This is a genomic window from Bradyrhizobium sp. USDA 4516 (assembly GCF_054055915.1).
In genome coordinates this window covers 7,497,105-7,523,273 of record NZ_JBSRXT010000001.1, presented here as the reverse complement: position 1 = coordinate 7,523,273, position 26,169 = coordinate 7,497,105, and the positions used below count along the sequence as shown (strand labels likewise).

Annotated in this window: 22 protein-coding genes and 1 pseudogene; 8 read left to right on the top strand and 15 right to left on the bottom strand. The window is 65.5% G+C overall.

Translation table 11 applies throughout. From position 1 onward, the window contains the following. Positions 1-20: 20 nt before the first annotated feature. Positions 21-974 carry an AEC family transporter gene (locus ACVI1L_RS34590; RefSeq protein ID WP_229191882.1) on the bottom strand — a complete coding sequence of 318 codons (954 nt, stop codon included), beginning with the start codon at positions 972-974 and terminating at the stop codon, positions 21-23. 121 nt (positions 975-1,095) lie between these two features. On the opposite strand from ACVI1L_RS34590, the gene hspQ reads away from it, so the two are divergent. After that, positions 1,096-1,428 (top strand): heat shock protein HspQ, encoded by a 333-nt coding sequence (gene hspQ, locus ACVI1L_RS34585; RefSeq protein WP_021081543.1) that lies wholly within the window; start codon positions 1,096-1,098, stop codon positions 1,426-1,428. A 47-nt stretch (positions 1,429-1,475) separates the two neighbouring features. Here the strand turns inward: hspQ and ACVI1L_RS34580 are convergent, their stop codons facing one another. Then, positions 1,476-2,750 (bottom strand): MFS transporter, encoded by a 1,275-nt coding sequence (locus ACVI1L_RS34580; protein WP_200844480.1) that lies wholly within the window; start codon positions 2,748-2,750, stop codon positions 1,476-1,478. A 339-nt stretch (positions 2,751-3,089) separates the two neighbouring features. Continuing rightward, positions 3,090-3,920: an invasion associated locus B family protein gene (locus ACVI1L_RS34575; protein ID WP_028340693.1), complete on the bottom strand. Its 831-nt coding sequence runs from the start codon at positions 3,918-3,920 to the stop codon at positions 3,090-3,092. Between the two features lie 370 nt (positions 3,921-4,290). On the opposite strand from ACVI1L_RS34575, the gene ACVI1L_RS34570 reads away from it, so the two are divergent. From ACVI1L_RS34570 to ACVI1L_RS34560, 3 genes are all read left to right on the top strand, one after another. Then, positions 4,291-6,024 (top strand): extracellular solute-binding protein, encoded by a 1,734-nt coding sequence (locus ACVI1L_RS34570; protein WP_156436350.1) that lies wholly within the window; start codon positions 4,291-4,293, stop codon positions 6,022-6,024. Between the two features lie 29 nt (positions 6,025-6,053). Beyond that, positions 6,054-7,607, top strand: a complete 1,554-nt coding sequence (locus tag ACVI1L_RS34565) for an AMP-binding protein (RefSeq protein WP_456784940.1) — start codon at positions 6,054-6,056, stop codon at positions 7,605-7,607. Positions 7,608-7,714: 107 nt separating this feature from the next. Further along, positions 7,715-8,941, top strand: coding sequence for a GGDEF domain-containing protein (locus ACVI1L_RS34560; RefSeq protein WP_456784939.1), 1,227 nt, complete (start codon positions 7,715-7,717; stop codon positions 8,939-8,941). A 63-nt stretch (positions 8,942-9,004) separates the two neighbouring features. On the opposite strand, the gene ACVI1L_RS34555 is transcribed toward ACVI1L_RS34560, so the two are convergent. Together ACVI1L_RS34555 and ACVI1L_RS34550 are read right to left on the bottom strand one after the other, a co-directional pair. Beyond that, the gene (locus ACVI1L_RS34555; RefSeq protein WP_456784938.1) at positions 9,005-9,940 is read right to left on the bottom strand and encodes an arginase family protein; all 936 of its coding nucleotides are present in this window, start codon (positions 9,938-9,940) and stop codon (positions 9,005-9,007) included. Then, positions 9,937-10,944 carry a M20/M25/M40 family metallo-hydrolase gene (locus ACVI1L_RS34550; protein WP_456784937.1) on the bottom strand — a complete coding sequence of 336 codons (1,008 nt, stop codon included), beginning with the start codon at positions 10,942-10,944 and terminating at the stop codon, positions 9,937-9,939. Before ACVI1L_RS34550 ends, ACVI1L_RS34555 begins: the two co-directional genes overlap by 4 nt. Between ACVI1L_RS34550 and ACVI1L_RS34545 the strand changes: the two genes are divergently transcribed. Next, the gene (locus ACVI1L_RS34545) at positions 10,930-11,226 is read left to right on the top strand and encodes a hypothetical protein (protein ID WP_456784936.1); all 297 of its coding nucleotides are present in this window, start codon (positions 10,930-10,932) and stop codon (positions 11,224-11,226) included. The two genes, ACVI1L_RS34550 and ACVI1L_RS34545, sit on opposite strands and share 15 nt — an antisense overlap. Here ACVI1L_RS34545 and ACVI1L_RS34540 read toward each other — a convergent pair. From ACVI1L_RS34540 to ACVI1L_RS34530, 3 genes are read right to left on the bottom strand one after another with little or no spacing between them, the layout of a single operon-like run. Next, positions 11,180-11,845, bottom strand: a complete 666-nt coding sequence (locus ACVI1L_RS34540) for an amino acid ABC transporter permease (protein WP_168856357.1) — start codon at positions 11,843-11,845, stop codon at positions 11,180-11,182. The genes ACVI1L_RS34545 and ACVI1L_RS34540 overlap by 47 nt on opposite strands. Positions 11,846-11,853: 8 nt before the next feature. Then, positions 11,854-12,648, bottom strand: coding sequence for an ABC transporter substrate-binding protein (locus tag ACVI1L_RS34535; RefSeq protein WP_456784935.1), 795 nt, complete (start codon positions 12,646-12,648; stop codon positions 11,854-11,856). Positions 12,649-12,675: 27 nt separating this feature from the next. Then, positions 12,676-13,452 (bottom strand): amino acid ABC transporter ATP-binding protein, encoded by a 777-nt coding sequence (locus ACVI1L_RS34530; protein ID WP_038386315.1) that lies wholly within the window; start codon positions 13,450-13,452, stop codon positions 12,676-12,678. Between the two features lie 189 nt (positions 13,453-13,641). On the opposite strand from ACVI1L_RS34530, the gene ACVI1L_RS34525 reads away from it, so the two are divergent. Further along, positions 13,642-14,547 carry a LysR family transcriptional regulator gene (locus ACVI1L_RS34525; protein ID WP_076828905.1) on the top strand — a complete coding sequence of 302 codons (906 nt, stop codon included), beginning with the start codon at positions 13,642-13,644 and terminating at the stop codon, positions 14,545-14,547. A 24-nt stretch (positions 14,548-14,571) separates the two neighbouring features. Here ACVI1L_RS34525 and mfd read toward each other — a convergent pair whose 3' ends face one another. Then, complete coding sequence (gene mfd, locus ACVI1L_RS34520; protein ID WP_057018710.1) at positions 14,572-18,090, bottom strand: transcription-repair coupling factor; 3,519 nt, start codon at positions 18,088-18,090, stop codon at positions 14,572-14,574. Further along, a complete protein-coding gene (locus ACVI1L_RS34515; RefSeq protein ID WP_057018711.1) occupies positions 18,087-18,377 on the bottom strand; it encodes an FAD assembly factor SdhE in 291 nt (96 codons plus the stop codon). Before ACVI1L_RS34515 ends, mfd begins: the two co-directional genes overlap by 4 nt. Positions 18,378-18,627: 250 nt before the next feature. Between ACVI1L_RS34515 and recG the strand changes: the two genes are divergently transcribed. Beyond that, on the top strand, positions 18,628-20,736 hold the full coding sequence (recG, locus tag ACVI1L_RS34510) for an ATP-dependent DNA helicase RecG (RefSeq protein WP_057018712.1): 2,109 nt from the start codon (positions 18,628-18,630) through the stop codon (positions 20,734-20,736). A gap of 146 nt (positions 20,737-20,882) precedes the next feature. Further along, entirely contained in the window at positions 20,883-21,170 is a 288-nt protein-coding gene (locus ACVI1L_RS34505) for a GIY-YIG nuclease family protein (RefSeq protein WP_057018725.1), read from the top strand. Between the two features lie 127 nt (positions 21,171-21,297). Here the strand turns inward: ACVI1L_RS34505 and ACVI1L_RS34500 are convergent, their stop codons facing one another. From ACVI1L_RS34500 to ACVI1L_RS34480, 5 genes and pseudogenes are all read right to left on the bottom strand, one after another. Then, a complete protein-coding gene (locus ACVI1L_RS34500) occupies positions 21,298-22,098 on the bottom strand; it encodes a DUF502 domain-containing protein (RefSeq protein WP_057018726.1) in 801 nt (266 codons plus the stop codon). A 95-nt stretch (positions 22,099-22,193) separates the two neighbouring features. After that, positions 22,194-24,021, bottom strand: a pseudogene (gene glmS / locus ACVI1L_RS34495) (glutamine--fructose-6-phosphate transaminase (isomerizing)). A 175-nt stretch (positions 24,022-24,196) separates the two neighbouring features. Beyond that, the gene (locus ACVI1L_RS34490; protein ID WP_456784934.1) at positions 24,197-24,844 is read right to left on the bottom strand and encodes a hypothetical protein; all 648 of its coding nucleotides are present in this window, start codon (positions 24,842-24,844) and stop codon (positions 24,197-24,199) included. Further along, on the bottom strand, positions 24,841-25,116 hold the full coding sequence (locus tag ACVI1L_RS34485) for a hypothetical protein (RefSeq protein WP_456784933.1): 276 nt from the start codon (positions 25,114-25,116) through the stop codon (positions 24,841-24,843). Before ACVI1L_RS34485 ends, ACVI1L_RS34490 begins: the two co-directional genes overlap by 4 nt. Before the next feature lie 135 nt (positions 25,117-25,251). Then, positions 25,252-26,046 carry an adenylate/guanylate cyclase domain-containing protein gene (locus ACVI1L_RS34480; RefSeq protein ID WP_057018716.1) on the bottom strand — a complete coding sequence of 265 codons (795 nt, stop codon included), beginning with the start codon at positions 26,044-26,046 and terminating at the stop codon, positions 25,252-25,254. Between the last annotated feature and the right edge of the window lie 123 nt (positions 26,047-26,169).

Here is a 26,169-nt window from a genome sequence, read left to right as displayed (position 1 = left end):
TCAAATAAGAAGCGCGCCGATCAGGGAAACACCAGCCGTCCGCTCTGGATGAACCACATCACGCTGGTCAGCGTGACCACGGAGGCGAAGGTGCCGATCAGCACCGCGACCGACGCCGGCTCGATCCAGGTGTCGTTCTGCCGCGCGATCACGAACACGTTGAGCGCCGGCGGCAGCGAAGCCATCAGCACCGCTGTCGCGGCCCAAGGCTGCGCGAACGGGCCGAACAGCAGCATCAGGCCGAACGCCAGCAGCGGATGGATCAAAAGCTTGATCGCGACCACGCCCGGGACCTCCCACGGCACCCGCTCGAACGGCCGCAGCGCCACCGTGATGCCGAGCACGAACAGCGCCGTCGGCGCGGCGGCGTTTTCCAGGAACTGGATGGTGCGATCGAGCGCGACCGGGATCGGGATGTGAAACGCGGCGACCAGCGCCCCGAACACCGCCGACATGATCAGCGGGTTCTGCACGATCTGCCGCAGCACCACGCCGAGTGCGTGCAGCAGCGAGGGATGGTCGCGGTCGGTGAGCTCGATCAGCAGCGGCACGATCGAGAACAGGAAGATGCTGTCGCAGCAGAAGATCAGCGCCGTCGGCGCCGCCGCCTTGGCACCGAGCACGGCGAGCGCGAGGCCAGGCCCCATATAGCCGATATTGCCGTAGGCGCCCGACAGGCCGGCCAGCGTCGCCTCGCGCAGCGTGAGCCCGCCGATCAGCTTGCCCGCGACCATCGCCAGGAAGAATGCGAGCACGGTTCCGAGCGTGGTGGCGATCAGAAATGGCGGGTTGTTCAGCTCCGCAAACGGCGTCTTGGACATGATCCCGAACAGCAGCGCCGGCAACGAAACGTAAAGCAGGAAGAAATTCATCCAGGCGAGCCCGCTCTCTGGCAAACCCTTGGCCTTGCCGCACGCATAACCGATGAAGATCAAGCCGAAATACGGCAACGCCAGATTGAGGATATCGATCATTCTGAAAGTAGTTTCTCGGCCGGATTTCGGGTCGTTTTTGCAGGGCTGGAATCGGTAAAGCGTGGGCTAATTCGGGCCTTAGCCTCTAGCATCGGCCACAATGTTGGTCTATCGACGAGCCATGATCAAAGCGCGCACCGCCAAGTTTCAGATCGGGCAGATCGTCCGTCACCGGGTGTTCTCCTTCCGGGGCGTGATTTTTGATATCGACCCGGAGTTCAACAACACCGAGGAATGGTGGCTGTCGATCCCCGAGGACATGCGGCCCCACAAGGACCAGCCGTTCTACCATTTGCTCGCGGAAAACTCGGAGACCGAGTACGTCGCCTATGTCTCGGAGCAGAACCTCTTGCCCGACGAGTCCGGCGAGCCGATCCGGCATTCGCAGGTGGCGGAGATCTTCATCAAGGACAAATCGGGCGGCTACCGTCCGCGCAATCCGTCGCTGAACTGAGGTCCGGCGGCGCTCCGGCGAATGCCACGGCGTTCGCGCTGCCACGCTCACACCCCCTCGCGCCTAGCCAAGACAACCGCGATCGCCCAGACGACAAATCCCGCCAGCGCCAGCCCCGCGCCGACGAGGCCGGTCGACGTCCAGCCATAGCCGGCTGCGACCGCCATTCCGCCGAGCCACGGACCCAGCGCATTGGCGACGTTGAAGGCGGAGTGGTTGAGCGCCGCGGCGAGGCTCTGTGCCTCGCCCGCGACGTCCATCAGGCGGGTCTGCAACACGGTGGCGAGCGCCCCGCCCAGCCCGATCAGGAACACGTCGGCGGTCAGCGTCCAGAAATTTCCGGCCGCCAACGGATAGAGCGCGAGCGTCGCCGCCGACCACAGCAGGAGCCCGCCCGCGGTTGCCATCAGCGCGCGGTCGGCGAAGCGCGGCACGATGATGTTGCCGGCGGTGAGGCCGGCGCCGAACACGCATAGCGTGACCGGCACCAGCGCGGGCGAGGTGTGGGTCACCGCCAGCATGGTCGAGGCCAGGTAGGTGTAGACCGAGAACAGCCCGCCGAAACCGATGGCGCCGATCGCCAGCGTCAGCCAGACATGCTTGCGCCCGAGTGCCGACAGTTCGCGCAGTGGGCTCGCCTTGCTGTTGGCGGCATCACGCGGGGCGAAGATCAGGACCAGGACCGCGGTCAAGAGCGCGAGGCCGGCGACGATCGCGAAGGCCCAGCGCCAGCCGATCGCCTGCCCGACCCCGTTGGCGAGCGGAACGCCGATCGTGGTCGCGATGGTGAGCCCCAGCAGCACGCGGCCGACAGCCGCCGTGCGCTTGTCTGTCGGGACCAGCGAGGCCGCGACCAGCATGGCGATGCCGAAATAGGCGCCGTGCGGCAGCCCCGCCAGGAAGCGCAGCGCCAGCATGGCGTGATAATCGGGTGCGAGCCCCGAAAGGCCGTTCATCAGCGCGAAGAAACCCATCAGCGCGATCAGCAGCGTCCGCCGCGTCATGCGCGCCGACAACACCGCGATGACCGGCGCACCGACGACGACGCCGAGCGCGTAGGCGCTGATCGCGTGGCCGGCCTGGGGCTCGCTGACGTGCAGGTCGTGGGCGAAGAACGGCAACAGGCTCATGGTCGCGAATTCGGCGATGCCGATTGCGAAGCCGCCCATCGCCAGCGCGAGATGGACGATGCCGGGATGAAACGTTCCGGGGACGTTGTCCTGGCTGACGCGAACGCCAGCATCGACCGAAGCACCGCCGGCCGGCTGCTCCCGAGGCCGGGAGCGCAGTTCCCGCCGCTGCGTGCCGGCTTGCTGGGACATTGCGCGACTTCCATGACTGCGAGCGGCGGCCAGGATTCGCGGAAGAACCACGCGCGCATTTGCGCATCGAAGGCGCTGTTCGCGCTTTCGTCTGGCCTCCCGTATCGGATTTATGATTGTGCTTCGACGCCGGACTTGTCCGGACCAGGCACCGCCGATGCGCGCTCATCGCGCGACTCAATCGAAGCACCCTTCGACGACCATCGCACACGATCTGCGCAATCACCAGCGCAGCAGGCTGCCAGCAGCCAGTCTGTTTCGCATGACAAAAAAGGCGCCCTTCCGGGCGCCTTTTGATCGCGATGATCTCGCGTTTTCTTGAACGCGTGATTGAGGTGCTTACTTGGCCGCCGGGTTGGCCGGCGCCGGAGCCTGCGCAGAGCCACCGCCCGCGCCTTCCAGCTTCTTGCGCTGCTCTTCGGCGCGCTTCTGCAACTCTTCCTGCAGCTTCTTCGAGTTTTCCTCGAACACCTTTGGATCGGTCGGCGGGCCGTCATAGGCCTTGGCGAATTCGGTGTTGAGCGGCAGCGGCAGCGTCAGCGGCGCGCCGTTGGAATTGATCGCCTGGACCACGAGGTTCTGGCCCTTCTTCATGTTGGCGATCAGCTCGGGCGTTGCTTCATAGTCGGACATGCAGCCGTTCTGGAAGCAGATCACATAGGGCGCCTGCTGCGGCGGGTTGCCGTCGACGATGATGCGGGTGCCGTGCACGAGCTGCATGCCGAGCGGCAGCGTGACGCGCAGGATCTTCTTCGGCTCGCCTTCCGGCTCGATGATCACGGCGGCGATCACCGGCTGGCCGGACTCGATGCGGCCGTCCTTGCCGGTGAAGCAGACCTGCTTGGCGTTGGCTTCCTGGCCCTTCAGGCAGAACTTGGTCCAGGGGGCGTAGATCAGCTGGATCTGCTGATCCTGCGCCGGCGGCTGGGCGGCCGCAGCGGGCGGCTGGCCGGCGGCCGGTGCTTGGGCGGGCGCCTGGGCTGCCGGAGCCTTCGGAGCTGCCTTGGGTGCCGCCTTGGGCGCAGCCTTCGGTGCCGCAGGCGCCGGCGCTGCCGGCTGCTGGGCCCGAGCGGCAGGAACCAGGAGCGCTGCAGAGAATGCCGTCGCCGCCATCAGGGCAACAATTCGCCCATGCGGCCGGACCGGGGCGGCCAAGATACGGAAATTCATTGCGGAAAACCCTTTCTGAACGGAAGCCCGAAACCGCTGCAGGCGCCGACACATAGCCGTTTGGGCGGCTGTCTCCTAGTCAATTGAGGCGGATACGTGACAGGCGTTCCCGCCTTCGAATTGCACGCCTTCAATACAGCGGCGCGCGGAAAGATCAATGCCGACAAGCGGATTTGCGCCCATCTCGCGGCGAGTTTCAGCGGCCTGTGATAAACCTCCGGGCGTGACGTTTCGCGAATCAAATCCGGCGCCTCACGCACGTGTTCCCGGGCACACTTGGCGCGCCGCATGGGCCGCCATCTGGCTGGTCCTGGGGTACACGACGAGCGGGCTGGTCCCTGCGGCGGCCGCCGAGAGCCACGCGATCGCGATGCATGGCGCCCCCGCGCTGCCACCCGACTTTACCCACCTGCCCTATGCCAATCCCGACGCTCCCAAGGGTGGCCGCCTGGTCCAGGGCGTGATCGGCACCTACGACAGCCTCAATCCCCTGATCATCAGGGGCGTCCCCGTGCAGCAGGTCAGGGGCTACGGCTATGAGCGCGGTTATGTCTACGAAAGCCTGATGGCGCGGGGCAATAACGAGCCGTTCACGCTGTACGGCCTGCTCGCGCGCAGCGTCGAGACCGACGACGCCAGAAGCTATGTGACATTCCACATCGATCCACGCGCCCGCTTCTCGGATGGCCGGCCGGTACTGGCCGACGACGTGCTGTTCTCGCTGGCGCTGCTGCGCGACCACGGCCGTCCGATGCACCGTCAGTATTATTCGAAAGTCGCAAAGGCCGAGGCGCTCGACCCGCTCACGGTCCGGTTCGATTTCGGCGGCGTGGCGGACCGCGAATTGCCGCTGATCCTCGGCCTGATGCCGATCCTGCCGCGGCACGCCATCGACCCCGAAAAATTCGAGGAAACCACCTTGGCCCCACCGATCGGGTCCGGCCCCTACCGCGTGACGGCGGTCAAGCCCGGCGCCAGCGTCACCTTCACGCGGGATCCCAATTATTGGGGCCGCGATCTGCCCATCAACCGCGGCCTCTGGAACTTCGACGAGATCAGGCTCGATTACTACCGCGAGGCCAACGGCATGTTCGAGGCCTTCAAGCGCGGCCTGTATGATTTCCGGACCGAGACCGAGCCGTTGCGCTGGCACGACGGCTATGACTTCCCGGCGGCGCGCAACGGCGAGGTGATCCGCGACACCATCAAGATCGGCACGCCGCGGCCGTCCGAATTCCTGGTTTTCAACAGCCGGCGGCCGAAATTCGCCGACCTGCGGGTGCGACAGGCACTGGCGATGCTGTTCGATTTCGAATGGGTCAACCGCAACTATTATTTCGGACTGTTCTCGCGGGCCGGCGGTTTCTTCGCCGGATCGGATCTGTCCGCCTATGGCCGCCCCGCCGGCGATCGCGAGCTCGAGCTGCTCAAGCCATATCTGTCGCACATCCAGCCCGATATCCTCGACGGCCGCTATCGACTGCCGGTCACCGACGGGTCGGGGCGCGACCGCGGCCTCCTGCGCAGTGCGCTCGCGCTGCTCACCGAGGCGGGCTACGCGCTCGACGGCACAGTCTTGAAGCAGCGCTCGACAGGGACGCCGCTGCGCATCGAGATCCTGGTGACGACGCGCGAGCATGAGCGGATCGCCCTCGCCTATCAGCGCGACCTGAAGCGGGCCGGCATCGAAGCCGCGGTGCGGGTGGTCGACGCGGTGCAGTTCGAGCAGCGCCGGGTCGGCTATGACTTCGACATGATCCCCATCCGCTGGGACCAGTCGCTGTCGCCGGGCAACGAGCAGTGGTTCTACTGGAGCAGCCAGGCCGCCGATGTGCCGGGCACAAGGAATTACATGGGCGCCAAGGATCCCGCCATCGACGCCATGATCGCGGCGCTGCTCGCGGCGCGCGAGCGGCCGGCCTTCGTCTCGGCGGTGCGGGCGCTGGACCGGGCCCTGATGTCGGGCTTCTACGCTATCCCCCTATTTAACTTGGGAGAGCAATGGATCGCGCGCTGGAATCGGATAGAACGGCCTTCGACCACGGCGTTGACGGGCTACCTGCCGGAAACCTGGTGGCAGAAGCCCGCCGCGCAGTCCAAGTGATTTCCAAGTGATTTGCGACCCGATGTGGCATGATCTGGTCCGATCGAAGCGATGCAACCGACGTTGAACCTGTGAACCAGTCGATCACCTCGCCAACGCTCGATACCTTGTTCAAGCGCACTTTGGCGCGGCAACCCGAGGCGCTGGCGCTGGTCGACCCGCTCAACAAGCAGCGCATCACCGGACAGACCCGCAAGCGCCTGACCTATGCCCAGGCCGACCGCGCGATCTCGGCGATCGCCGCCCACTTCGTGCAGAGCGGATTGCCGGCCAACACGGTGATCGCCGTGCAGCTGCCCGGCACGGTCGAATTCGCCTTGACCGTCCTTGCCGCGCATCGGGTCGGCCTGGTGGTGGTGCCGCTGCCGCTGCTGTGGCGGCAGGCCGAGCTGACGTCCGTGCTCAACCGCACCGCGGCGCGGGCGATCGTCAGCTGCGGCCGGATCGACGGCGTCTCCTATGCCCACATCGCCATGAACGCCGCGGCCGAAGCGTTCTCGATCCGCCATGTCTGCGGCTTCGGGACCGATCTGCCCGAAGGCATGGCGTCGCTCGACCAGGCGATCCTGGAGGACTCCCGGGCCTCGCGCCCGATGATCCAGGACGGCCGCAAGCCGGCGCTGATCTCCTTCGACGTCACCAGCGAAGGTCTTCGTCCGGTGCCGCGGGCGCATTTCGGCCTGATAGCCGGCGGGCTCGCGATGTCGCTGGAGAGCGATCTGCCGCAAGGCGCCACCATCATGTCGGCATTCGCGCCGATGTCGTTCGCCGGCATCTGCGCGTCGCTGGTGACCTGGCTGCTGTCGGGCGGAACGCTGGTGCTGCACCACCCGTTCGACGAGGAAGCGTTCGAGACCCAGTTCAACGATCACACCTGCAACACGCTGATCGCGCCGGCGCAGCTCGTACTGCGGCTCGACGAGCGCGGCCTGTCGGAGCGCCTGCCCAGCCTGCGCACCGTGATTGGCCTCTGGCGTACGCCCGAGCAGGTTGCCTCCAGCGCGCACTGGAGCTCGCGGCGGGTGACCATGACCGACGTCTATCTGTTCGGCGAGGCCGGGCTGTTCGGCGCCCGCCGCACCGCCGAGGACGGATCGCCGGCCGTGATCAAGCCGGGGCCGCACAGTGCGCCGCGCGAAGCGCCCGGCGCATCGGTCGCCGGCGAGATCCTGCTGACGCCGAAGGGCACGCTCGGCCTGCGCGGCCCGATGGTGCCGGTCGCCGCCTATGCGCCGCCGCCTCCGCCCGGCGACAGCCTGATCGCGCCGCCGCCGCGCGATTTCGTCGACACCGAATATGCCGCGCGGGTCGATCGCGCAACCGGGGCCGTCAACATCACCGCGCCGCCGTCGGGGGTGATGACGGTCGGCGGCTACCGCTTCCTCGCCCAGGAGCTGCAGGAATGGTCGCGCCGCCTCGGCCAGGGCGCGCTGCTCACCGCATTGCCGGACCGTCTCAGCGGCCACCGGCTGGCCGGACGGGCACAGGACAATGCGCGCGCCCGCGACGCTCTCACAGAACTTGGGCTTAACCCTTTGATGGTCGAAGCATTTCGCGACCGTGGCGGCGCCGGGTTGAGTTAAAATCTTATCATTGTGTTAGTCTTATCATTGTGTTGACGCCGCATTAAGCCATGCGAACTAGCATCGCAGCCGTTGCTGATCTTAAGCATTGGTTTTCGAGCGTTCGAATGTCCCAGCAAGGTCCGGTCCTCATCGTATCGGCGTCGACAAAGCCGTCGTTTGCCGCAGCCCTCGATGAGACGAAACTCTTCCCGGTCGTGGTCACCGACTGGAACGAGGTCGGACGGGCCATCGAGCAGGTCAAGCCGGCCGCGATCATCGCGGCCGCCGAGGGGGTCGACTTCGTCACCCTGTCGGGCCTCGCCAAGCGCGCCGCCGCCCGTGCGCCGTATCTGCCGCTGATCGCGGTCGATCCCGCGACCACCCTGCCCGACACCGTGATCGCATTCTTCCAGAGCAAGGGTCTGCCGGATCGGCTGGTCGCCCGGCTCAACGCGTCCTTACGCGTTCGCGCGCTGCATTCTACCGTGATGCGCCGCCTGGTGCCGCCGGCACCGATCGCCCTGTCTGACATCGATCCGATCGGAGAGGCCACCGCGCTGTTGATCGGCCGCGGCGGCGCCTACCCGACGCTGTCGGTCGCGCTCGGCGAACGCGCCGGTGTGGTCGGCGCACTGAGCATCGAGGCCGCCGCCAAGCATCTCTCGAGCCGCGACATCGACGGCATCGTGCTGGCGGAAGGCTTCACGCCGCGGGTGATGGATGCGTTCCTGACCGTGCTGACCGAGGATGTCCGCTTCCGCCCGTTGCCGGTGATCGTCGCCTCGGGCGAGCTGACGCCGCGATACGAGCTGCCCAATCTCGAGATCGTCACGGCCGGGCCGACCCGCATCGCCGACATGGCGCTGCCGATGATCCGCCAGCACGCCTTCGAGGCGCGGCTCGGCCGCATGCTGAAGGCGATCGACGCCAAGGGCCTTATCGATGCCCGCACCGGCCTGCTCACCAAGGCCGCGTTCGAGCGCGACTTCGCGACCGCGGTCTACCAGACCGCCGAGCGCGGCGGCGCGCTCTCGGTGGCACGCTTCACCTTCGACAACACGCAGCCGCGCGCGCAGTTCGACGGCGCGCGGATCATCAGCCGGCTGATGCGCAAGGCCGATTTCGGTGCCGTGCATGACGAGCGCTCGCTGGTCGTGGCATTCGCCGGCACCGACCTGCGCAACGCGCAGGCGATCACGCGGCGATTGGCGAGCGTCATGCGCCACACCCAGAACGGCCGCCGCGACGCCCGCGCCGAGCCCGCCGTCAGCGTCGCAACGCTGATGCCGGGCGATTCCGCACTGTCGCTGCTGGGGCGGCTGTTCGGAGCGCCGGAGCGCGCTGCGTCGTAAGGCCCGCGGATTTTAGGGCACGGTCATCGCCGGCGTAGCATGACCGATCAAGCCGCCGCGATTTCAGTCCGGCAACAGCCCCATGCCCGCGGCAAGCAGCACGAGAGCCTCCATGATCATATGGGCGCAGAGCTGGGCGGCCATCCCCTGAACGTCCTGTGGCGGGCTGACCGTGTTGAAATCCATCGCGACGATATTCAAGCCTGAAAGGCTGCGCAGCAATTCGATCCCCTCGCGGGCTGACAGGCCTCCCCAGGCGGGCGTGCAGACGCCGGGCGCAACCGATGGATCGAACACATCCATGTCCCAGCACAGATAGACCGGCCGCGCGCCGACCACTTGGCTGAATTCCGCGACGGTCTGCGCGAAACCACGCCGCATCAGCTCCTCGATCGTGACGACGCGAAATCCGAGCGACCGCGTATGTTCGAGCACACCCGGGCAATAGGTGAAGCCGCGCACGCCGATGTGCCAGGATCGGCCGGCGTTCACCACGCCTTCCTGCGCCGCGTTGGTGAACTGCGTGGCCGCATTGTACCGATCGTCCGGCGTATACGGATATGCATCGGTATGGCTGTCGATATGCAGTGCGACGAGATCCTTGTGATACCGGGCGGCGGCGCGCATCAGCGGAAGCGAGACCGAACCGTCGCCGCCGATCCCGACCGGCACCGCGCCAAGCTCGAGAATCCGGCCAGCGGCAGCCTCGATCTTGACAAAGGCGTCTTCGATGCGTCCCGGCACCAAGGCAACATCGCCGGCATCGACTGCACCCAGCAATGACAGCACATCGACGTCGGCGAGCGACGGATGATAGCGGCGAATGAGCCGCGACTCCCGCCGGACCTCCAGGGGACCTTGCCGGGCGCCGACGCGGAACGGATGCGTGCCGCAATCGAACGGCACGCCGAGCACGGCAGCGCGGCTGCCCGGCCGCCGTAACCCCGCCGGCAATCCCATGAATGTTTCCGGACCCACGAAACCCGCCACGTCGCTCATTCTCTGTTCTCTCTTGTCAGCATGTCGAAGGCGGTCAGCGCGTGCACGCGCGACACCGTCGCCAGTTCGGCGATGTCAGCGTACTCGTCCGGCGCGCCCATGTTGTGAGGTGTCGGTCCATAGACGACCGTCGGGATTCCGGCCATGCGAAACCAACGCGCATCGGAGCCGCCGACGCGCATGTTGATCGCCGGCGCCCTGCCGATGATTTCCGTCGCCGCAGTTGCGCAGCGCGTGACGATCTCGTCACCGGGGCCGGTGTGATTGGGTTCGAAACAGCGCAACACGCGCCATGTGATCCCGGGCAGATCGAGCACCTCTCGCAACAGCGCCAAAACAGCTTCCGACGTGACGCCGACCGGCAGACGCAGGTCGATGGCCGCTCGCGCCTGGCTCGGCACCAGGTTCGGTGACGAACCGCCACTCACCGTTCCGATGTTGACTGTGACGCTCGACAGGACGTCGGCTTCGCCGGCGCCGCACAACGGTTCGGAGACAGGCATTGCGCGGCGGATGGCATCCGCCACATTGACCGGCATCACAACCGCCAGGCTGCGCAGCTTACTCACTCTGTCCAGCGCTTCGCGCAAGCGATCGATCGCATTGATGCCGAGATGGACATGCGCGCCGTGCGCCGCGTAGCCCTCCGCCTCGATCTCGATCCAGAGGAATCCCTTCTCGCCGAAGCGCAGCACCATCGGCGAACCGGCGTCGCCAATGATCACGGCGTCTCCGCTGGCATGGGAGACCTGGTCGAGCAGGTATTTGGTGCCATACGGACCCATGCTTTCCTCGTCTCCGGCGAGCGTCAGCACCACCTCTCCCGCCCATGCCTCGCGCTGCTCGGCCAATGCGGCCATCGCGGCCATTGATGCCGCAATGCCGCCCTTCATGTCAGCCGCGCCGCGGCCGTAAAGGCGGCCGCCCACGACCTCTCCGTCGGGATTGACCGACCAACTCATCCGCTCCCCCAACGGATAGGTGTCGAGATGGCCGTTGAACACGATGCGGCGGCCGGGGGCATGGCCTTTGATCCGCGCGACGACGTTGACGATCTCGGCTGTCCCCGGATGCAGCTCAACCGCAACGCCCGGCACATGCGCCCTGAGGAGATCGGCCGCCAGCGCCGCGACGGCGCGCGTGTCGCCGTCCGGATTTGGCGACGCCACTCCGATCAGCCGCATCGCCAGCTCGACGACCTGGCTGGTCCGATCGCTCGAAACCGCGCGGCGAACTCGATCAACGTTGTGCAAGGCGCGCTTCCCATATGCGGATTGAGTGGGTGAGCGGCCAGCAGATCGCGAAATACACCACCGCGATGAAGGTGAATATTTCCAGCGGCCTGAACGTTGACGACGACAACTCCATGCCGCGCCGCGTGACCTCGCCGACCGACACCACGGACGCAAGCGAGGAATATTTGATGAGCTGGACGAAATTGGCGGCCAGCGGCGGCAGCACGCTGCGAATCGCCTGCGGGCCAACGATCCGCACAAAGCTCTGCGCGGGCGTCAGGCCGAGCACCTGTGCCGCCTCGCGGTGCCCGACCGGAACGGTCTGGATGCCCGCCCTGAAGACCTCGGAGATGAACACCGCCGAATAGAGCGAGAGACCGAGGATCGATGCGGCCAGCGCATCGATCCTCACATTGAAGACGATCGGCAGCACGTAATAGACCCATAGCAGCTGCACGAGGATTGGCGTATTGCGGACGATTTCGCCGACCGAAAGCGCGATGATGCGCGCGATGCGGAAGCGGGACATCTGCATGATCGCGATGACGAGCCCCAACAGGGTCGCCACCACGAGCGTGACAATTGAAATGAAAAGGGTCATTTCCATGCCGGAGGCAAGAAAGCCCAGATTGTTCGGGATGACGTCCCAGCGAAAGCTGTAGCTTTGCATCTGATGTCTCAGGGCGCGACGATCGGTCCGAGCTTGTTCTTCTCGGCGGCGGCCTTGAGCCGGCCGTCGAGCTTGATGGTGCGTACGAACAGGTTCACGTAGTTCAGCCAGATCTGGTCACCCTGGTTCATGACGTACGCGTAAGGCGTCACGGACAGGTTTTCCGGCGGCGCCACCGTCGTAGTCCAGTCGAACTGGGCATTCATTTTGATCGAGGCCGGATAATCGGTCATGACGACGTCGACGCGTTGCGCCATCAGCTCAGCCTGGGTCGTGGCGGGAGGTGCGACCGCGACGGTCTTGGCGTTCTTGAAGTAGGACCGCATGAAGTTCTCGACATAGCTGCCGAGCGAGACGCCGGCGTTGACGCCCGGCTTATCGATATCCGCCCAGGATGTGATCGGGCCGCCTTTGCGCACGACGGCATAGACGCCGCTCGTCAGATACGGGTCCGAGAACGCGACGGCCTGCGCACGCTTCATCGTCGCCCCGACGCCGAACATGCCGAGATCGCATTTGTTGGCCTGCAGGTCGGCGATGAAACTGCCAAAGCCGGTCTCCACATAGTCCAGCTTCACGCCCATGTCCTTGGCGAGTTCCTTGGAGAGATCGATGTCGATCCCCTCGAGCTGTCCGCTATCTGGATTGCGGAACGAAATTGAATAGTACATCGGCCAGATGCAGACCCTGAGTACCCCGCTCTTGGTGATCTCGTAGAGGCGCGACTGCGTCTGCTGGGCAGCCGCCGGCGTCATCGAGAGAAAGAGCGCGCAAACGAAGGCAAGTCGGCGCAGATTTGGCATGAGCTTCAATCTCCTGTCGTGCAGTGATCACTCGTCAAACTGATTGAGAAAGCGCTTGGCGCGCTCGGTTGTCGGCCGTTCGAAAAAGGCGGCCGGCGTGCCGTGCTCAACGATCATCCCCTCGTCCATGAACACGACATGGCTCGCCACGCGGCGGGCGAAGCCCATCTCGTGCGTCACCACGAGCATCGTCATGCCTTCGAGCGCGAGCGTGCGCATGACCTGCAGCACCTCGCGGCGAAGTTCGGGATCGAGAGCCGACGTCGGCTCGTCGAACAGGAGTATCTTCGGCTGCATGGCAAGCGCCCGGGCGATCGCGACGCGTTGTTGCTGGCCTCCGGACAGCCTGGCCGGATAGGCATCGCGCTTCGCCTCCATGCCGACCTTCTGAAGCAGCCGTTCGGCCGTGACGACCGCCTCATCCCGGCTGACCCCGCGCACGCGCATCGGGGCCTCGATGATGTTTCCCAGCACCGTCATGTGCGGCCACAGATTGAACTGCTGGAACACCATTCCGATTTCCGGCCGCACCTTGCGGGCAGCGAGCCGCACATCGGACGATGGCCGGGCCTGCGAGACCGTCGCCCCCTCCATCACGACGCGCCCGTCGGAAGGAGCCTCCAGCAGCGCCATGCATCGCAGAAGGGTCGTCTTGCCTGAGCCGCTTGGACCGATGATGCAGGTCGACTGCCCGGTGCCCAGCGCAAGATCCACGCCGTTCAGAACGGTGTGGGCGCCGAAGCGTTTGACCACCGCTTCGGCGGCCAGGACCGACGCGGCGCACGATGCGTGGCTTGTGTTCATCCCGCAGACCCTCCAGACGACTTCATCTCGAAACATAAGCAAATATAATGCCAATGCTCGTCACGCTCAGATTGCGGTAACATTATCTGGAATTTCGCCGGCGTGATGTGCGAAAATTCCTTGTATTATTGGCGTTTCCCTTCATGCTCATACCACGAGCGACATCGAAACGATATATAGATATTGGTTATGGATCGGCGTCTTGTTGAGATTTTTCATGCTGTTATGCAGCATCGATCGGCAACCGAGGCCGCGCGTGCACTCGGGGTATCGCAGCCGGCTGTGAGTGCGGCCTTGAAACGGCTGGAGGCAGATGTCGGGTTTGCGCTGTTTCGCCGGGAGAGCCGCCATATCGTGCCTACGCCGGAGGCGCATCTGTTGCACAATGAAGCGATCCGGGCGCTCGCCGGGTTTGCCGAACTGGAGGACGCCGCTGCCGGAATCTCCGCAGGCAAGCGCGGCGTTCTGACGATCGCGAGTCCGGGACCTGGGATAGTCTGGCTTCCGGGCGTCGTCAGCCGCTTCCAGCGCGAGCGCCCGTCAACAACGATCAGGCTCCTGACCCGAAGCTCCGAGAATGTCCGGAGCCTGGTCTCGGCACGTGCATTCGACTTCGGAGTCGCCGAGCCGCCGTTCGACCGCACCAATGTCGTGTTGCGGCGCTACCGGATGTCGCTCGACTGCGTGATGCCTGCAACGCATGCACTGGCTGACCGGAAAGTCGTCACGCCCGATCTGCTCGAGCGACATGATCTGATCATCACCTCGCAGAGCCGATCGACCTATGCCGCGGTATCGCGCGCCTTCGAAGCCAGCGGTACGCCGTTTCATCCGGCGATCGAGTGTGAATTCTTTGCCGTCGCGCTCAACCTCGTCATCGATGGCGCGGGTGTCTGCCTCGTCGACGCGCTCAGCGCGTCCGAAACGCTCAGGCGAACCAGCGGAGCGAGCAAGCTCGTCGTCCGCCCCTTCGCGCCGGCGATCCACTACGAGGTCGGAGTCCTGAAGCCGACGATCGGCGAACTCAGCGTTCTCGCCGAGCAGTTCCTGAAACTGCTCGACGACCACGTTGCGCCCTATTTGATCCGATCCTGAGGGGGGCTTGCGTCGCACCGCGTGTCAAGCCGCCTTCTTGCTCTCGGCGAGATTGGCGAGCTGGCGCAGGATCTCGGTGGTGCCGGCGAGCCGCTCTTCCGGCGTATCCCACTCCTGGAAGAACACCACCTTCATGTCGGGCCGCACCTTGGCGGCCTGGCCGTGCTGGCGGATGAAGCCCACCAGTCGCTCCGGATGCGCAAAACTGTTGTCGCGGAATGCGATCACGGCGCCCTTCGGGCCGGCGTCGACCTTCCCGACATTGGCCCTTCGGCAATAGGCCTTGATCGCCGCGACCTTGAACAGATAGCGCACCTCGTCCGGCAGCACGCCGAAGCGGTCGCGCATTTCGGCGGCGAAGGCGTCGATGTCCTCGTCGGTGTCGAGATCGGCGAGCCGGCGATACAGCGACAGCCGCACGCTGAGGTCGTTGACATAGTCCTCGGGGATAAGGACCGGCATGCCGATCGTGATCTGCGGCGACCAGCGGTCGGCGGCCGGCTCGGCGACGCCGGCCTTGAGGTTGACGATCGCCTCCTCCAGCATCGACTGGTACAGCTCGAAGCCGACTTCCTTGATGTGGCCGGATTGCTCTTCGCCGAGCAGATTGCCGGCGCCGCGGATGTCGAGGTCGTGCGAGGCGAGCTGGAAGCCGGCGCCCAGCGTCTCCAGCGACTGCAGCACCTTGAGCCGCCGCTCCGCCTGCGCCGTGATCTTCTGCTGTGCCGGCAGCGTGAACAGCGCATAGGCGCGCAGCTTGGAGCGGCCGACGCGGCCACGCAGCTGGTAGAGCTGGGCGAGGCCGAACATGTCGGCGCGGTGCACGATCAGCGTATTGGCGTTCGGGATGTCGAGACCGGACTCGACGATCGTGGTCGAGAGCAGGATGTCGTACTTGCCGTCGTAGAACGCGGACATGATGTCCTCGATCACGGTCGGCGGCATCTGGCCGTGGGCGACCGCGACCTTCATCTCCGGCACGTTCTTGTCGAGGAAATCCTTGACGCCGGCGAGGTCCTCGATCCGCGGCACGACATAGAACGCCTGCCCGCCGCGGTAGCGTTCGCGCAGCAGCGCCTCGCGGATCATCAGGGGATCGTGGGGCGCGACGAAGGTGCGCACCGCAAGGCGATCGACCGGCGGCGAAGCAATGATCGAGAGCTCGCGGACGCCGGTCAATGCAAGCTGAAGCGTGCGCGGGATCGGGGTCGCCGACAGCGTCAGCACGTGGACCTGGGCGCGCAACTGCTTCAGCCGCTCCTTGTGGCTGACGCCGAAGTGCTGCTCCTCGTCGACGATCAGGAGGCCCAGATCCTTGAACTTGATCGCCTTGCCGAGCAGCGCGTGGGTGCCGACGACGATGTCGACGCTGCCGTCGGTGAGCCCCTTCTTGACCTGGTTGAGCTCCTTGGTCGACACCAGCCGCGACGCCTGCGCCACATTGACCGGGAAACCTTTGAAGCGCTCGGTGAAAGTCCGCGAGTGCTGGCGCGCCAGCAGCGTGGTCGGCACCACCACCGCGACCTGCCTGCCCTCCAGCGCCACGGCGAACGCCGCGCGCAGCGCCACTTCGGTCTTGCCGAAGCCGACGTCGCCACAAATCAGCCGGTCCATCGGACGGCCGATCTCGAGGTCCTTCAAGGTCGAGGTGATGGCCCCTAACTGATCCTCGGTCTCCTCATACGGGAAGCGCGCGCAGAACTCGTCATAGACGTGCGGCTGCAGCGGGAATTTCGGCGCCTCGTGCAGCTGCCGCTCGGCCGCGATCTTGATCAACTCGCCCGCGATCTCGCGGATCCGGTTCTTCAGCTTGGCCTTGCGTGCCTGCCAGCCGCCGCCGCCGAGACGGTCGAGCTCGACATTGGCGCTGTCGGAGCCATAGCGCGACAACAGCTCGATGTTCTCGACCGGCAGGAACAGTTTTGTTTCGGCGGCATAATGCAGCTCGAGACAGTCATGCGGCGCGCCGGAGACTTCCAGCGTCTGCAGCCCGACGAAGCGGCCGATGCCGTGCTCGACATGGACCACGAGATCGCCGGTTGCAAGGCTCGTCACCTCCGAGATGAAATTGTCGAGCTTGCGGCTCGCCTTGCGCGGCCGCACCAGGCGGTCGCCGAGAATGTCCTGCTCGCTGATGACGGCGAACTCGTCGGTCTCGAAGCCGGATTCCATGCCGAGCACCGCCAGCATGGTTTCGTTGCGCGGCGTCGCCTGCACGATCCGCCAGGTGTTGACGCTGGTCGTGTTCAGGAGCTTGTGGTCGCGCAGCATCGCGCCCATGCGGTCGCGCGAGCCCTCGCTCCACAACGCGATCACCACCTTCTTGCGCTGTGACTGCAGCGCGCCGACATGGCCGACCACGGCCTCGAACACGTTGACATTGCTGTCGGCGCGTTCGGGGGCGAAGTTGCGGCCCTGCCGCGCGCCGGCGTCGAACACGTCGGGCGTGCCTTCGGGCACCGCGAACGGCGTCAGCCGCGCCAGCGGCGCATCGCCGAGCAGCTTGGTCCATTCGGCCTCGGTCAGATAGAGCTGGTCCGGCGGCAGCGGCTTGTAGACCGCGCCGCTGCCCGGATGCTCCAGCGCCTCGCGCCGTGCGTCATAGTAGTCAACGATCTGCGAGAAGCGTTCGCGCGCTGCGTCCTCGCCCTGCGGCTCGATCGCAACCGTCGCCCCGTCGAGATAATCGAACAGCGTGTCCATCCGCTCCTGGAACAGCGGCAGCCAATGCTCCATGCCGGGGTGACGCCGCCCTTCCGAGACCGCTTCATAGAGCTGATCGTCGCGCCCCGGCGCGCCGAACGCGGCGACATAGCCCATGCGGAAGCGCCGGATGGTCTCGGTCGTGAGCTGGAATTCCGACACCGGCACGAGATCGAGCCCGCGCATGTCGAGCAGCGTGCGCTGGGTCTCGGCATCGAAGGTGCGGATCGATTCCAGGCTGTCGCCGAAGAAGTCGAAGCGCACCGGCTGGTCGAGGCCGGCCGGAAACAGATCGAGGATGCCGCCGCGCACGGCATATTCGCCGGGCTCGCGCACCGTGGACGAGCGGGTGTAGCCATTGTGCTCGAGCCAGGCCACGACCGAATCCATCGGCACCACATTGCCGGGCGCAACCGACAGCGCTTGCGCTGCGACCTGATCGCGCGCCGGGACCCGCTGCACGGCCGCATTCACCGTGGTGAGCACAATCAGCGGCTTGTCGCTGCCGACCAGCCGCGACAACTTGGCCAAAGCGGTGAGCCGTTGCGCCAAAATGCCGGCATGCGGCGAGACGCGGTCATAGGGCTGGCAGTCCCAGGCCGGAACCTGCATCACGGCGATATCGGGCGCAAAGAACTCCAGCGCGCGGGCGAGCTGCTGCATCCGCGCGCCGTCGCGGCACACCACGGCAAGGCTCACCGCCGGACGCTTCGGCTGCGCCGCGATCGCGCGCGCCAGGTCGGAGATGACGAGCCCTTCGGCGCCCTCGGCGACGTTGGCGATGGTCAGCACCCGGCCGGGCGCGAGCATCGCGGCCGGTGATTTCATCGGCTGTTTCATGCGCTGGGATCCGCGACCCGGAACGCCTTGATGCGGGCAAACAGCGCGGTGGCATATTCGGACGGCAGCACCTTGTCGCCGGTCAGCGCCGCATAGAGGTCGGGATCCGGGACCTCGATCAAATGCTCGAGCTCGCCGAGCTCGTGATCGGACAGCTCGCCAATGGTCGCGTCGGCGAAGCGGCCGAGGATCAGGTCCATCTCCCGGGTGCCGCGGTGCCAGCAGCGAAACAAAAGCCGCTTGCGGCGGTCATCGAGCCCGCTGCTCGATCGTGTCGATCCCGTCATGTCCCAAAATCCATCCAACGCCAAAAGCCCGGACGTGCCGGGCGGGCTTGATATAGCCATGGCGATGGCCGATGTCAGCCCTCATTCGCCGCGTTTTGGGGTTTCCGTGGGCGCATGCCGTCATTGCCGGGCTTGCGCGCCCGTCGAAGCCTTGGCGTAGACGGGACCGGCCGACATCAGCTCCAAAAAAAGACGTGGATGCCCGGCACAAGGCCGGGCATGACGGTGTGAAACGGTCTTGGATTCGTCGATGCGCCCAGCCCTGCTCAATCCGCTGTTTGCCCAGGTCACGACCCTGCAAGGGGTCGGCCCGAAGCAGGACAAGCTGCTGCGCTATCTGCTCGACCGCAGCGAGACGCCGCGGCTGGTTGACCTGCTGCTGCATCTGCCGGCGAGCGTGATCGACCGCCGCGCCCGGCCGAAGATCCGCGACGCCGCGGTCGGAACCATGGTGACGCTCGAGGTCACCGTCGACCGCCATCGCCCGCCGCCGCCGCGCAATTCGCGCGCGCCCTACCTTGTCTATGCCAGCGACGACACCGGCGACGTCGTGCTGACCTTCTTCCGTGCCCAGCCCGGCTATGTCGAGAAGCTGCTGCCGGTCGGCGAGAAGCGCTACGTCTCCGGCACGCTGGCGATGTATGACGGCATCCCGCAGATCGTGCATCCCGATCGCGTCGTCGATGAAGCGGGCTTTGCAAAACTGTCCGGCATCGATCCGGTCTATCCGCTGACCGAGGGGCTTGCGATCGGCTCGCTCCGCCGCGCCATCGCGCAGGCGCTGACCAGGCTGCCCGAGCTGCCGGAGTGGATCAGCCCCGAGGTGCTGCGCCGCTGCAACTTCCCGCCGATCAGGGAGGCGCTGACCCGCGTGCATGTGCCGGTCGAGCTGACCGATATCCTGCCCGACGGTCCGTTCTGGTCACGTCTCGCATTCGACGAGCTGCTGGCCGGCCAGCTCGCGCTCGCCCTGATCCGCGCCACGCTGCGACGCCCCAGCGGTGTGCGCAACGCCGGCGATGGTCATCTGCGCCGGAAGATCATCGATGCCCTGCCCTATGCGCTGACCAGGTCGCAGCAAGAGGCGGTCGCGGCGATCATCGCGGACCTGCAGCAGCCGGTGCGGATGCTGCGCCTCGTGCAGGGCGACGTCGGTTCCGGCAAGACCGTGGTGGCGCTGCTGGCCGCCGCCGCGGTTGCGGAAGCCGGCAGGCAGGCCGCGCTGATGGCGCCGACCGAAATCCTGGCGCGCCAGCACATCAAGACCATCGCACCGCTCGCCGAGAGCGCTGGCCTACGGGTTGCGATCCTCACCGGCCGCGAGAAAGGCAAAGAGCGCCGCGAGCTGCTGGCACAGCTCGAGGCCGGCGAGATCGATCTGTTGGTCGGCACCCACGCACTGATCCAGGACGACGTGATCTACAAGGCGCTGGCGCTTGCCGTGGTCGACGAGCAGCATCGCTTCGGCGTCCGCGAACGGCTCGCGCTGACCTCCAAGGGTGAGGCCGTCGACGTGCTGGTGCTGAGCGCCACCCCGATCCCGCGCACGCTGGTGCTCACATACTTTGGCGACATGGACGTCTCGGAGCTGCGCGAAAAGCCCGCCGGCCGCCAGCCGATCGACACCCGCGCGGTGCCGATGAGCCGGATCGAGGACGTCATGGACGGCGTCGGCCGCGCGCTCGGCGCCGGCAAGCTGGTCTACTGGATCTGCCCGCTGGTCGATGAATCCGAGGCCGAGGGCACCGAGCATCTCACCAACGCGACCGAACGTTTCGAGAGCCTGCAGAAGCGGTTCGGCGATCGCGTCGGTCTCGTGCACGGCCAGATGAAGGGCACCGAGAAGGACCGCGTGATGACGCAATTCGCCGCGCACGAGATCGGCCTCCTGGTCGCGACCACGGTGGTCGAGGTCGGCGTCGACGTGCCCGCGGCGACCATCATGGTGATCGAGAACGCCGAACGTTTCGGGCTTGCGCAGCTGCATCAATTGCGCGGGCGCATTGGCCGCGGCTCGGAGGCCTCGACCTGCCTGCTGCTCTACAAGGAGCCGCTCGGCGAGATGTCGAAGGCGCGGTTGAAAGTGATCCGCGAGACGACGGATGGATTCCGGATCGCCGAGGAGGATCTGAAGCTGCGCGGCGAAGGCGATGTGCTCGGCATCCGCCAGAGCGGCCTGCCCGGCTACCGCATCGCGCGCTCCGAAGTGCACGGCCAGCTCATCACCCAGGCCCGCGACGAGGCGCTGCGGATCATGAAGGACAACCCGAAGCTGAAGGGCGAACGCGGCGAAGCGCTGCGCGTCCTGCTCTACCTCTACGAACGCGACGAAGCCGTGCCGCTGATCGGCGCGGGGTAGCGGCCAGCCCCGTCATTGCGAGCGCTCTACCCATCGTCATTGCGAGCGCAGCGAAGCAATCCATCGTTCCGCATATGCGGAAGCGTGGATTACTTCGTCGCTCCGCTCCTCGCAATGACGGTATATACTTGCGGCTGGGGGACATCATGAAACAACCATGCGTCTACATCTTCGCCAACAAGCGTCACGGCACCGCTTACACGGGCGTTACCGCAAATCCACCCAAGCGTGCGTTTGAGCATCGCGAGGGATTGGTGAAGGGCTTCTCGGCCAAATATGGCTGCAAGATTTTGGTCTGGTACGAATTGCACAAAACCATGTACAACGCGATCACTCGTGAGAAGCAGATCAAGGCCGGCAGCCGCGCGAAGAAGATTGCGCTGATCGAGGCGCTGAATCCAGATTGGAACGACCTCTACGAGACGCTGATCTAGGTGTGCTCATTGCCCCTTCCCGCCGTCATTGCGAGCGTAGCGAAGCAATCCATCGGTCCGCATATGTGGAATCATGGATTGCTTCGTCGCTTCGCTCCTCGCAATGACGAGGATGGAGTTGGGCCTCTTATTCGACCTTGGCCGGCGCGGGCTGAGTTGCCGGCTGCAGCGAGGCCTGGTTGGTCGAAGCCTGGCTCGCAATGCGCGCAGCATTGGCCATGCCGGCGAGCGCCGCGGCGCGCTTCTGATCGGCGGTGCCGCCGGGCTGCACCACACCGGCGGACATGATCAGCGTCGCGGCATCCTCGGTGCTCATTTCGATCTCGATGATCTTGCTCTTCGGCACGTAGAAGAAGAAGCCGGTGGTCGGGTTCGGCGCGCACGGCAGGAACACCGAGATGTGCTCTTCCGCTCCGGGCAGGCTAGCGGCAAGTTCGGCGCTCGGCGCCTGCGAGATCAGCACGATCGACCACATGCCGGGCGAGGGAAACTCGACGAGGCCGACGCGGCGAAAGCTCGAGCCGTTGCCGGAGAACAGCGTTTCGAACACCTGCTTGAGGCCACGATAGATCGCGCGCACCGCAGGGATGCGGCCAAGCAGCCGTTCGCCGAGATCGACCAGGGTTCGCCCGATCAGATTGGCGGTGAGGAAGCCGAGCAGCGTCAGCGCGATGACCGCGACGATCAGGCCGGAACCCGGCAGCCCGAACGGCAGATAGGTTTCCGGCCGGTAGGCCGTGGGCACGAACGGCCGGACCAGATTGTCGACCCAGTTCACGAACCACCAGGTCAGATACAGGGTGATCGCAACCGGTCCGGCCACCACCAGGCCGGTCAGGAAATAGTTGCGAAACCGCGCCATCAGCCCGCGCGGGGCATCCGGGGGCAATTCACCGGTCGAGGCGGGAGGCACTTGGTTGGAGGTCATTGCGGTTCCAGGGTCGTCGAAGCGGCCGTAGTCCACCACCCAGCTAAGCCATTCTGTCGCATTTTTGAAGGGCCGCGTGAAGCTGCGGCTTGCGACTATTCGACCGTGACCGATTTGGCCAGATTCCGCGGCTGGTCGACATCGGTGCCCATCACGACAGCGGTATGATAGGCGAGCAGCTGCACCGGAACGGCGTAGACCATCGGCGCGAAGGTCGCCCCCATGTCCGGCATCACGATCGTCACCAGCGACTGGATGGTCGCCTCCGCCGCGCCCTTGGCGTCAGTCATCAGGATGATCTTGCCGCCGCGGGCGGCGACCTCCTGCATGTTGGAGACGGTCTTCTCGAACACCTTGTCGTAGGGCGCGATCACCACGACCGGCATGTGCTCGTCGATCAGCGCGATCGGCCCGTGCTTGAGCTCGCCGGCGGCGTAGCCCTCGGCATGGATGTAGGAGATTTCCTTCAGCTTCAGTGCGCCCTCCAGCGCCAGCGGATAGCTGGTGCCGCGGCCGAGATAGAGCACGTCGCGCGACTTCGAGATCTCGCGCGCCAGCTTCTCGATCTGCACTTCGGTGGTCAGCGCTTCCGACATCAGGCGCGGGATCTCGACCAGGCCATGCACCAGCTTGGCCTCGTCGGCATCGGACAGCTCGCCGCGCGCCTTGCCGGCGGCGACCGCGAGCGAGGCCAGCACCATCAGCTGGCAGGTGAACGCCTTGGTCGAAGCGACCCCGATCTCGGGACCGGCGAGCGTCTGCAGCACGGTCTCGCTCTCGCGCGCGATCGTCGAGGTCGGCACGTTGACGACCGAGAGCGTGTGCGCACCCTGCGCCTTGGCGTAGCGCAGCGCCGCCAGCGTGTCGGCGGTCTCGCCCGATTGCGAGATGAAGATCGCAAGATCGCCCTTGCGCAGCGGTGCCTCGCGGTAGCGGAATTCGGAGGCGACATCGAGCTCGACCGGTAGCCGCGCCAGCCGCTCCAGCCAGTATTTCGCGACGAAGCCGGCATAGCTCGCGGTGCCGCAGGCGGTGACCGAGACGCGCTGGATATCCTTGAAGTCGAACGGCAGCTTCACCGGCATGGTGACGCGCTCGGTCGCCATGTCGACATAGCGCGCCAGCGTGTGCCCGGACCACTTCGGGCTGCTCGTGGATCTCCTTCGCCATGAAGTGGCGGTAGTTCGCCTTGTCGACCAGCGCCGTTGCCGTCGTGTGCTTGATCGCCTCGCGGTGGACGATGGCGTTGTCCTTGTCGAAGATCGTGGCGCCCTTGCGATTCAGCACCACCCAATCGCCGTCCTCGAGATAGCTGATCGTATCGGTGAACGGCCCGAGCGCGATCGCGTCGGACCCGAGAAACATCTCGCCTTCGCCATGGCCGACCGCGAGCGGCGGGCCGTTGCGGGCGCCGATCATCAGGTCATCCTCGCCGGCGAAGATGAAGCCGAGCGCGAACGCGCCGCGCAGCTGCGACAGCACCGCCCTCACCGCCTCGATCGGCTTGACGCCGCCCTTGAGCAGATTGTCGACCAGATGCACCACGACCTCGGTGTCGGTCTCGGTCGAGAACGCCGCACCCTTGGCCTCGAGCTCCTCGCGCAGCTCGCGGAAATTCTCGATGATGCCGTTATGCACCACGGCGACGCGTTCGGTGGCGTGCGGGTGCGCGTTGTTCTCGGTCGGCCGTCCGTGCGTGGCCCAGCGGGTGTGGCCGATGCCGGTATGGCCGCCGAGCGGCTTGGCCTCGAGCCGGGCCTCGAGATTCTTCAGCTTGCCCTCGGCACGGCGCCGCGCCAGGCCGCCATTCTCCAGCGTGGCGACACCCGCGGAATCATAGCCGCGATATTCGAGCCGCTTGAGCGAATCCACTAATTGCTCCGCGACCGGAGCGCGTCCAAGAATGCCGACGATGCCGCACATGCGGTTCAATGTCCCCAAAAATCGCCGAAAATTTGCCAAAGCGGCGACACGGTCCCTTAACGGGAATCGCCGGCCGCAAGATACTCAATAATTATTGCCGATTGCGACAGTCTTAAACGGCAAGGTTGATGCGAAAGGCTGGTTAATCGGGGCTAACCATTTTGGCAAGAGCGCGTCAGCGCGGATCCTCCGGCGCGGGCCACGGTTTCGCCTCCCAGATCGTGGTCCATTCCTGACCCGCGCCGCACGCAGGCGCGCTGACCTCGACGCGAACCACGACAAAGCTTTCGCGATTGGTCACGTCTAGCCGATAGACATGCCGCAGGTGTGGGCTGGGACACAGGTCCGATCCGGTTTCGGCCTGAAACAAGCCGGCCTCCTCCCTCCATGTGATGAAACCCGGAGTGTCCGTCGTACCGAAGCCGTTCAGCGCGACGTACGGAAATTCCATCGGCTTTGGTCTGCTGACGTCGGAAAGATCGAACGCGCGATGCGATCCGGTCACGGAAAGCCGACAGAACATCAGCGCGAGACGGTGCCCGGCCACTTTCATGAAGCGAACCGGCAACTTTTCGATGTCATCACTGTATTTGCAGCCGGATTGCTCGGCCGCAAGCGCGAGCATCCTTGGCACCAAGGCCGGATCGGAAATTTCAAAGTCCGTGCGTCCATTGGCAAGGCTGCTCCATTCGCGAAGCGCCTCGCGTCGTGCATTGATGCTCGCAGTTTCGTCGCCGCGCGCGACCGACACGAGCGGCGGACCGGCCGTGAGAAGACCTCCGAGCAGCACCTTGATCAATCCAGCGATCAGCCGCGCGCTCACGGTCCCCATCCCCGGCCACGCAGCCAGACCTCGCGGCACGTAACCAGCATGCCGAGCAGTCCGTTCTTGAGGAAAAACAGATAGAGCGCGAACAGCAGCACGAAGCTGGGCCGATCGTCGCCCCAGGAAACGAACTCAGGTTGGTCGTGTGTCCTCCGGGACAGCACCGCCAACTGTCCGGTCTCGGCCCATTGGTAGAGTCGTGCGGCGCTGAAGTACGTCACCAGGCTGCAAAAGACGCCAATCAGAACGGTCGCGGCATGTTTGCGCATGCCGTGTTTTGCCTTGTCGCCTCCTAAGAGCGATGAAACCGCAGACGGCAAACGTCGTTAACCGCATCAATATGTCATTAACGCCTTTCGGCGAGGCCAGCCGACGCTGGCGGTAGTCGACGCTCCCGGGACGCCCTAATGCTCCACCCGGTAGAGCCGCCATCGCTCCGGCACGCCTTTGAGCTGGTGCGCGCCGCGGTCCTTGAAGCGGATTTCGGACTTTGACATCAGGTCCTTGACCGCGCTCGAGACCAGCACTTCGCCGGCCCGCGCTTTCGCCGCGACGCGCGCGCCGATGTGAAACGCAAGCCCGATCACCTCCGCGCCACTCACCTTGTATTCGCCCGCGTGCAGTCCGACCCTGATCTCCAGCCCCAGCGTGCGCACGGACTCGCGGATCGCGGTCGCGCAACGGATCCCGGCTGCCGGCGCGCGGAACGTCGCCAGCAACCCGTCGCCCGTCGTCACGACTTCCTTTCCCCGCAAGGCCTTCAGCTCCCTGCGCACAGCGACATAGTAGTGGTTCATCACCGTCGCCCAGCGCGTGTCGCCGAGCCGCGCGGCCTTTTCGGTGGATCGGACGATATCGACATAGAGGATCGTGGCGAGCGCCTGCTTGAGCTGCGAGTCCCGGTCGGTGGTTCGCCGCCGGTTCGCGATATTTCCAGCCAGAGGCTCATAGCGATGGCTGCGTCGCCGCGCGATGGCGGCCTTGGTGTAGTCCTGGGCGCGCTGCACCGTGCGGCAGCGAATGGTTTTTTCCTGCGGTGGAAACGTCCAGTGGACCTTTCGCCTGTCGCCCGCGCCATCAACCTGCACGGCGCCCCATTTCAGGAAAACCGTCGAGCCGGCCCGTCGAATGCACCATGCCTTCGACGTGTATCCGGAAACGTTCGACTGATGGACTCCGATGCGAAGGAATTTTGGCATGAGCGTCCGGCCGATCGAAGGAACGTTTGGCAGCCTACCCAGGGTAAAGCGTAGCCATACATTCCCGCGTTGGCAACGTTGCAGGTTTGCGGACTATCGAGAATGCCGGACCGCGATGTCCGC

Bases quoted from the DNA above. Each gene is read 5' to 3' on its own strand.
- ACVI1L_RS34590 (WP_229191882.1), bottom strand. From the start codon at position 974: ATGATCGATATCCTCAATCTGGCGTTGCCGTATTTCGGCTTGATCTTC.
- hspQ (WP_021081543.1), top strand. From the start codon at position 1,096: ATGATCAAAGCGCGCACCGCCAAGTTTCAGATCGGGCAGATCGTCCGT.
- ACVI1L_RS34580 (WP_200844480.1), bottom strand. From the start codon at position 2,750: ATGTCCCAGCAAGCCGGCACGCAGCGGCGGGAACTGCGCTCCCGGCCT.
- ACVI1L_RS34575 (WP_028340693.1), bottom strand. From the start codon at position 3,920: ATGAATTTCCGTATCTTGGCCGCCCCGGTCCGGCCGCATGGGCGAATT.
- ACVI1L_RS34570 (WP_156436350.1), top strand. From the start codon at position 4,291: ATGCATGGCGCCCCCGCGCTGCCACCCGACTTTACCCACCTGCCCTAT.
- ACVI1L_RS34565 (WP_456784940.1), top strand. From the start codon at position 6,054: ATGATCTGGTCCGATCGAAGCGATGCAACCGACGTTGAACCTGTGAAC.
- ACVI1L_RS34560 (WP_456784939.1), top strand. From the start codon at position 7,715: ATGTCCCAGCAAGGTCCGGTCCTCATCGTATCGGCGTCGACAAAGCCG.
- ACVI1L_RS34555 (WP_456784938.1), bottom strand. From the start codon at position 9,940: ATGAGCGACGTGGCGGGTTTCGTGGGTCCGGAAACATTCATGGGATTG.
- ACVI1L_RS34545 (WP_456784936.1), top strand. From the start codon at position 10,930: ATGGCCGTTGAACACGATGCGGCGGCCGGGGGCATGGCCTTTGATCCG.
- ACVI1L_RS34540 (WP_168856357.1), bottom strand. From the start codon at position 11,845: ATGCAAAGCTACAGCTTTCGCTGGGACGTCATCCCGAACAATCTGGGC.
- ACVI1L_RS34535 (WP_456784935.1), bottom strand. From the start codon at position 12,648: ATGCCAAATCTGCGCCGACTTGCCTTCGTTTGCGCGCTCTTTCTCTCG.
- ACVI1L_RS34530 (WP_038386315.1), bottom strand. From the start codon at position 13,452: ATGAACACAAGCCACGCATCGTGCGCCGCGTCGGTCCTGGCCGCCGAA.
- ACVI1L_RS34525 (WP_076828905.1), top strand. From the start codon at position 13,642: ATGGATCGGCGTCTTGTTGAGATTTTTCATGCTGTTATGCAGCATCGA.
- mfd (WP_057018710.1), bottom strand. From the start codon at position 18,090: ATGAAACAGCCGATGAAATCACCGGCCGCGATGCTCGCGCCCGGCCGG.
- ACVI1L_RS34515 (WP_057018711.1), bottom strand. From the start codon at position 18,377: ATGACGGGATCGACACGATCGAGCAGCGGGCTCGATGACCGCCGCAAG.
- recG (WP_057018712.1), top strand. From the start codon at position 18,628: ATGCGCCCAGCCCTGCTCAATCCGCTGTTTGCCCAGGTCACGACCCTG.
- ACVI1L_RS34505 (WP_057018725.1), top strand. From the start codon at position 20,883: ATGAAACAACCATGCGTCTACATCTTCGCCAACAAGCGTCACGGCACC.
- ACVI1L_RS34500 (WP_057018726.1), bottom strand. From the start codon at position 22,098: ATGACCTCCAACCAAGTGCCTCCCGCCTCGACCGGTGAATTGCCCCCG.
- ACVI1L_RS34485 (WP_456784933.1), bottom strand. From the start codon at position 25,116: ATGCGCAAACATGCCGCGACCGTTCTGATTGGCGTCTTTTGCAGCCTG.
- ACVI1L_RS34480 (WP_057018716.1), bottom strand. From the start codon at position 26,046: ATGCCAAAATTCCTTCGCATCGGAGTCCATCAGTCGAACGTTTCCGGA.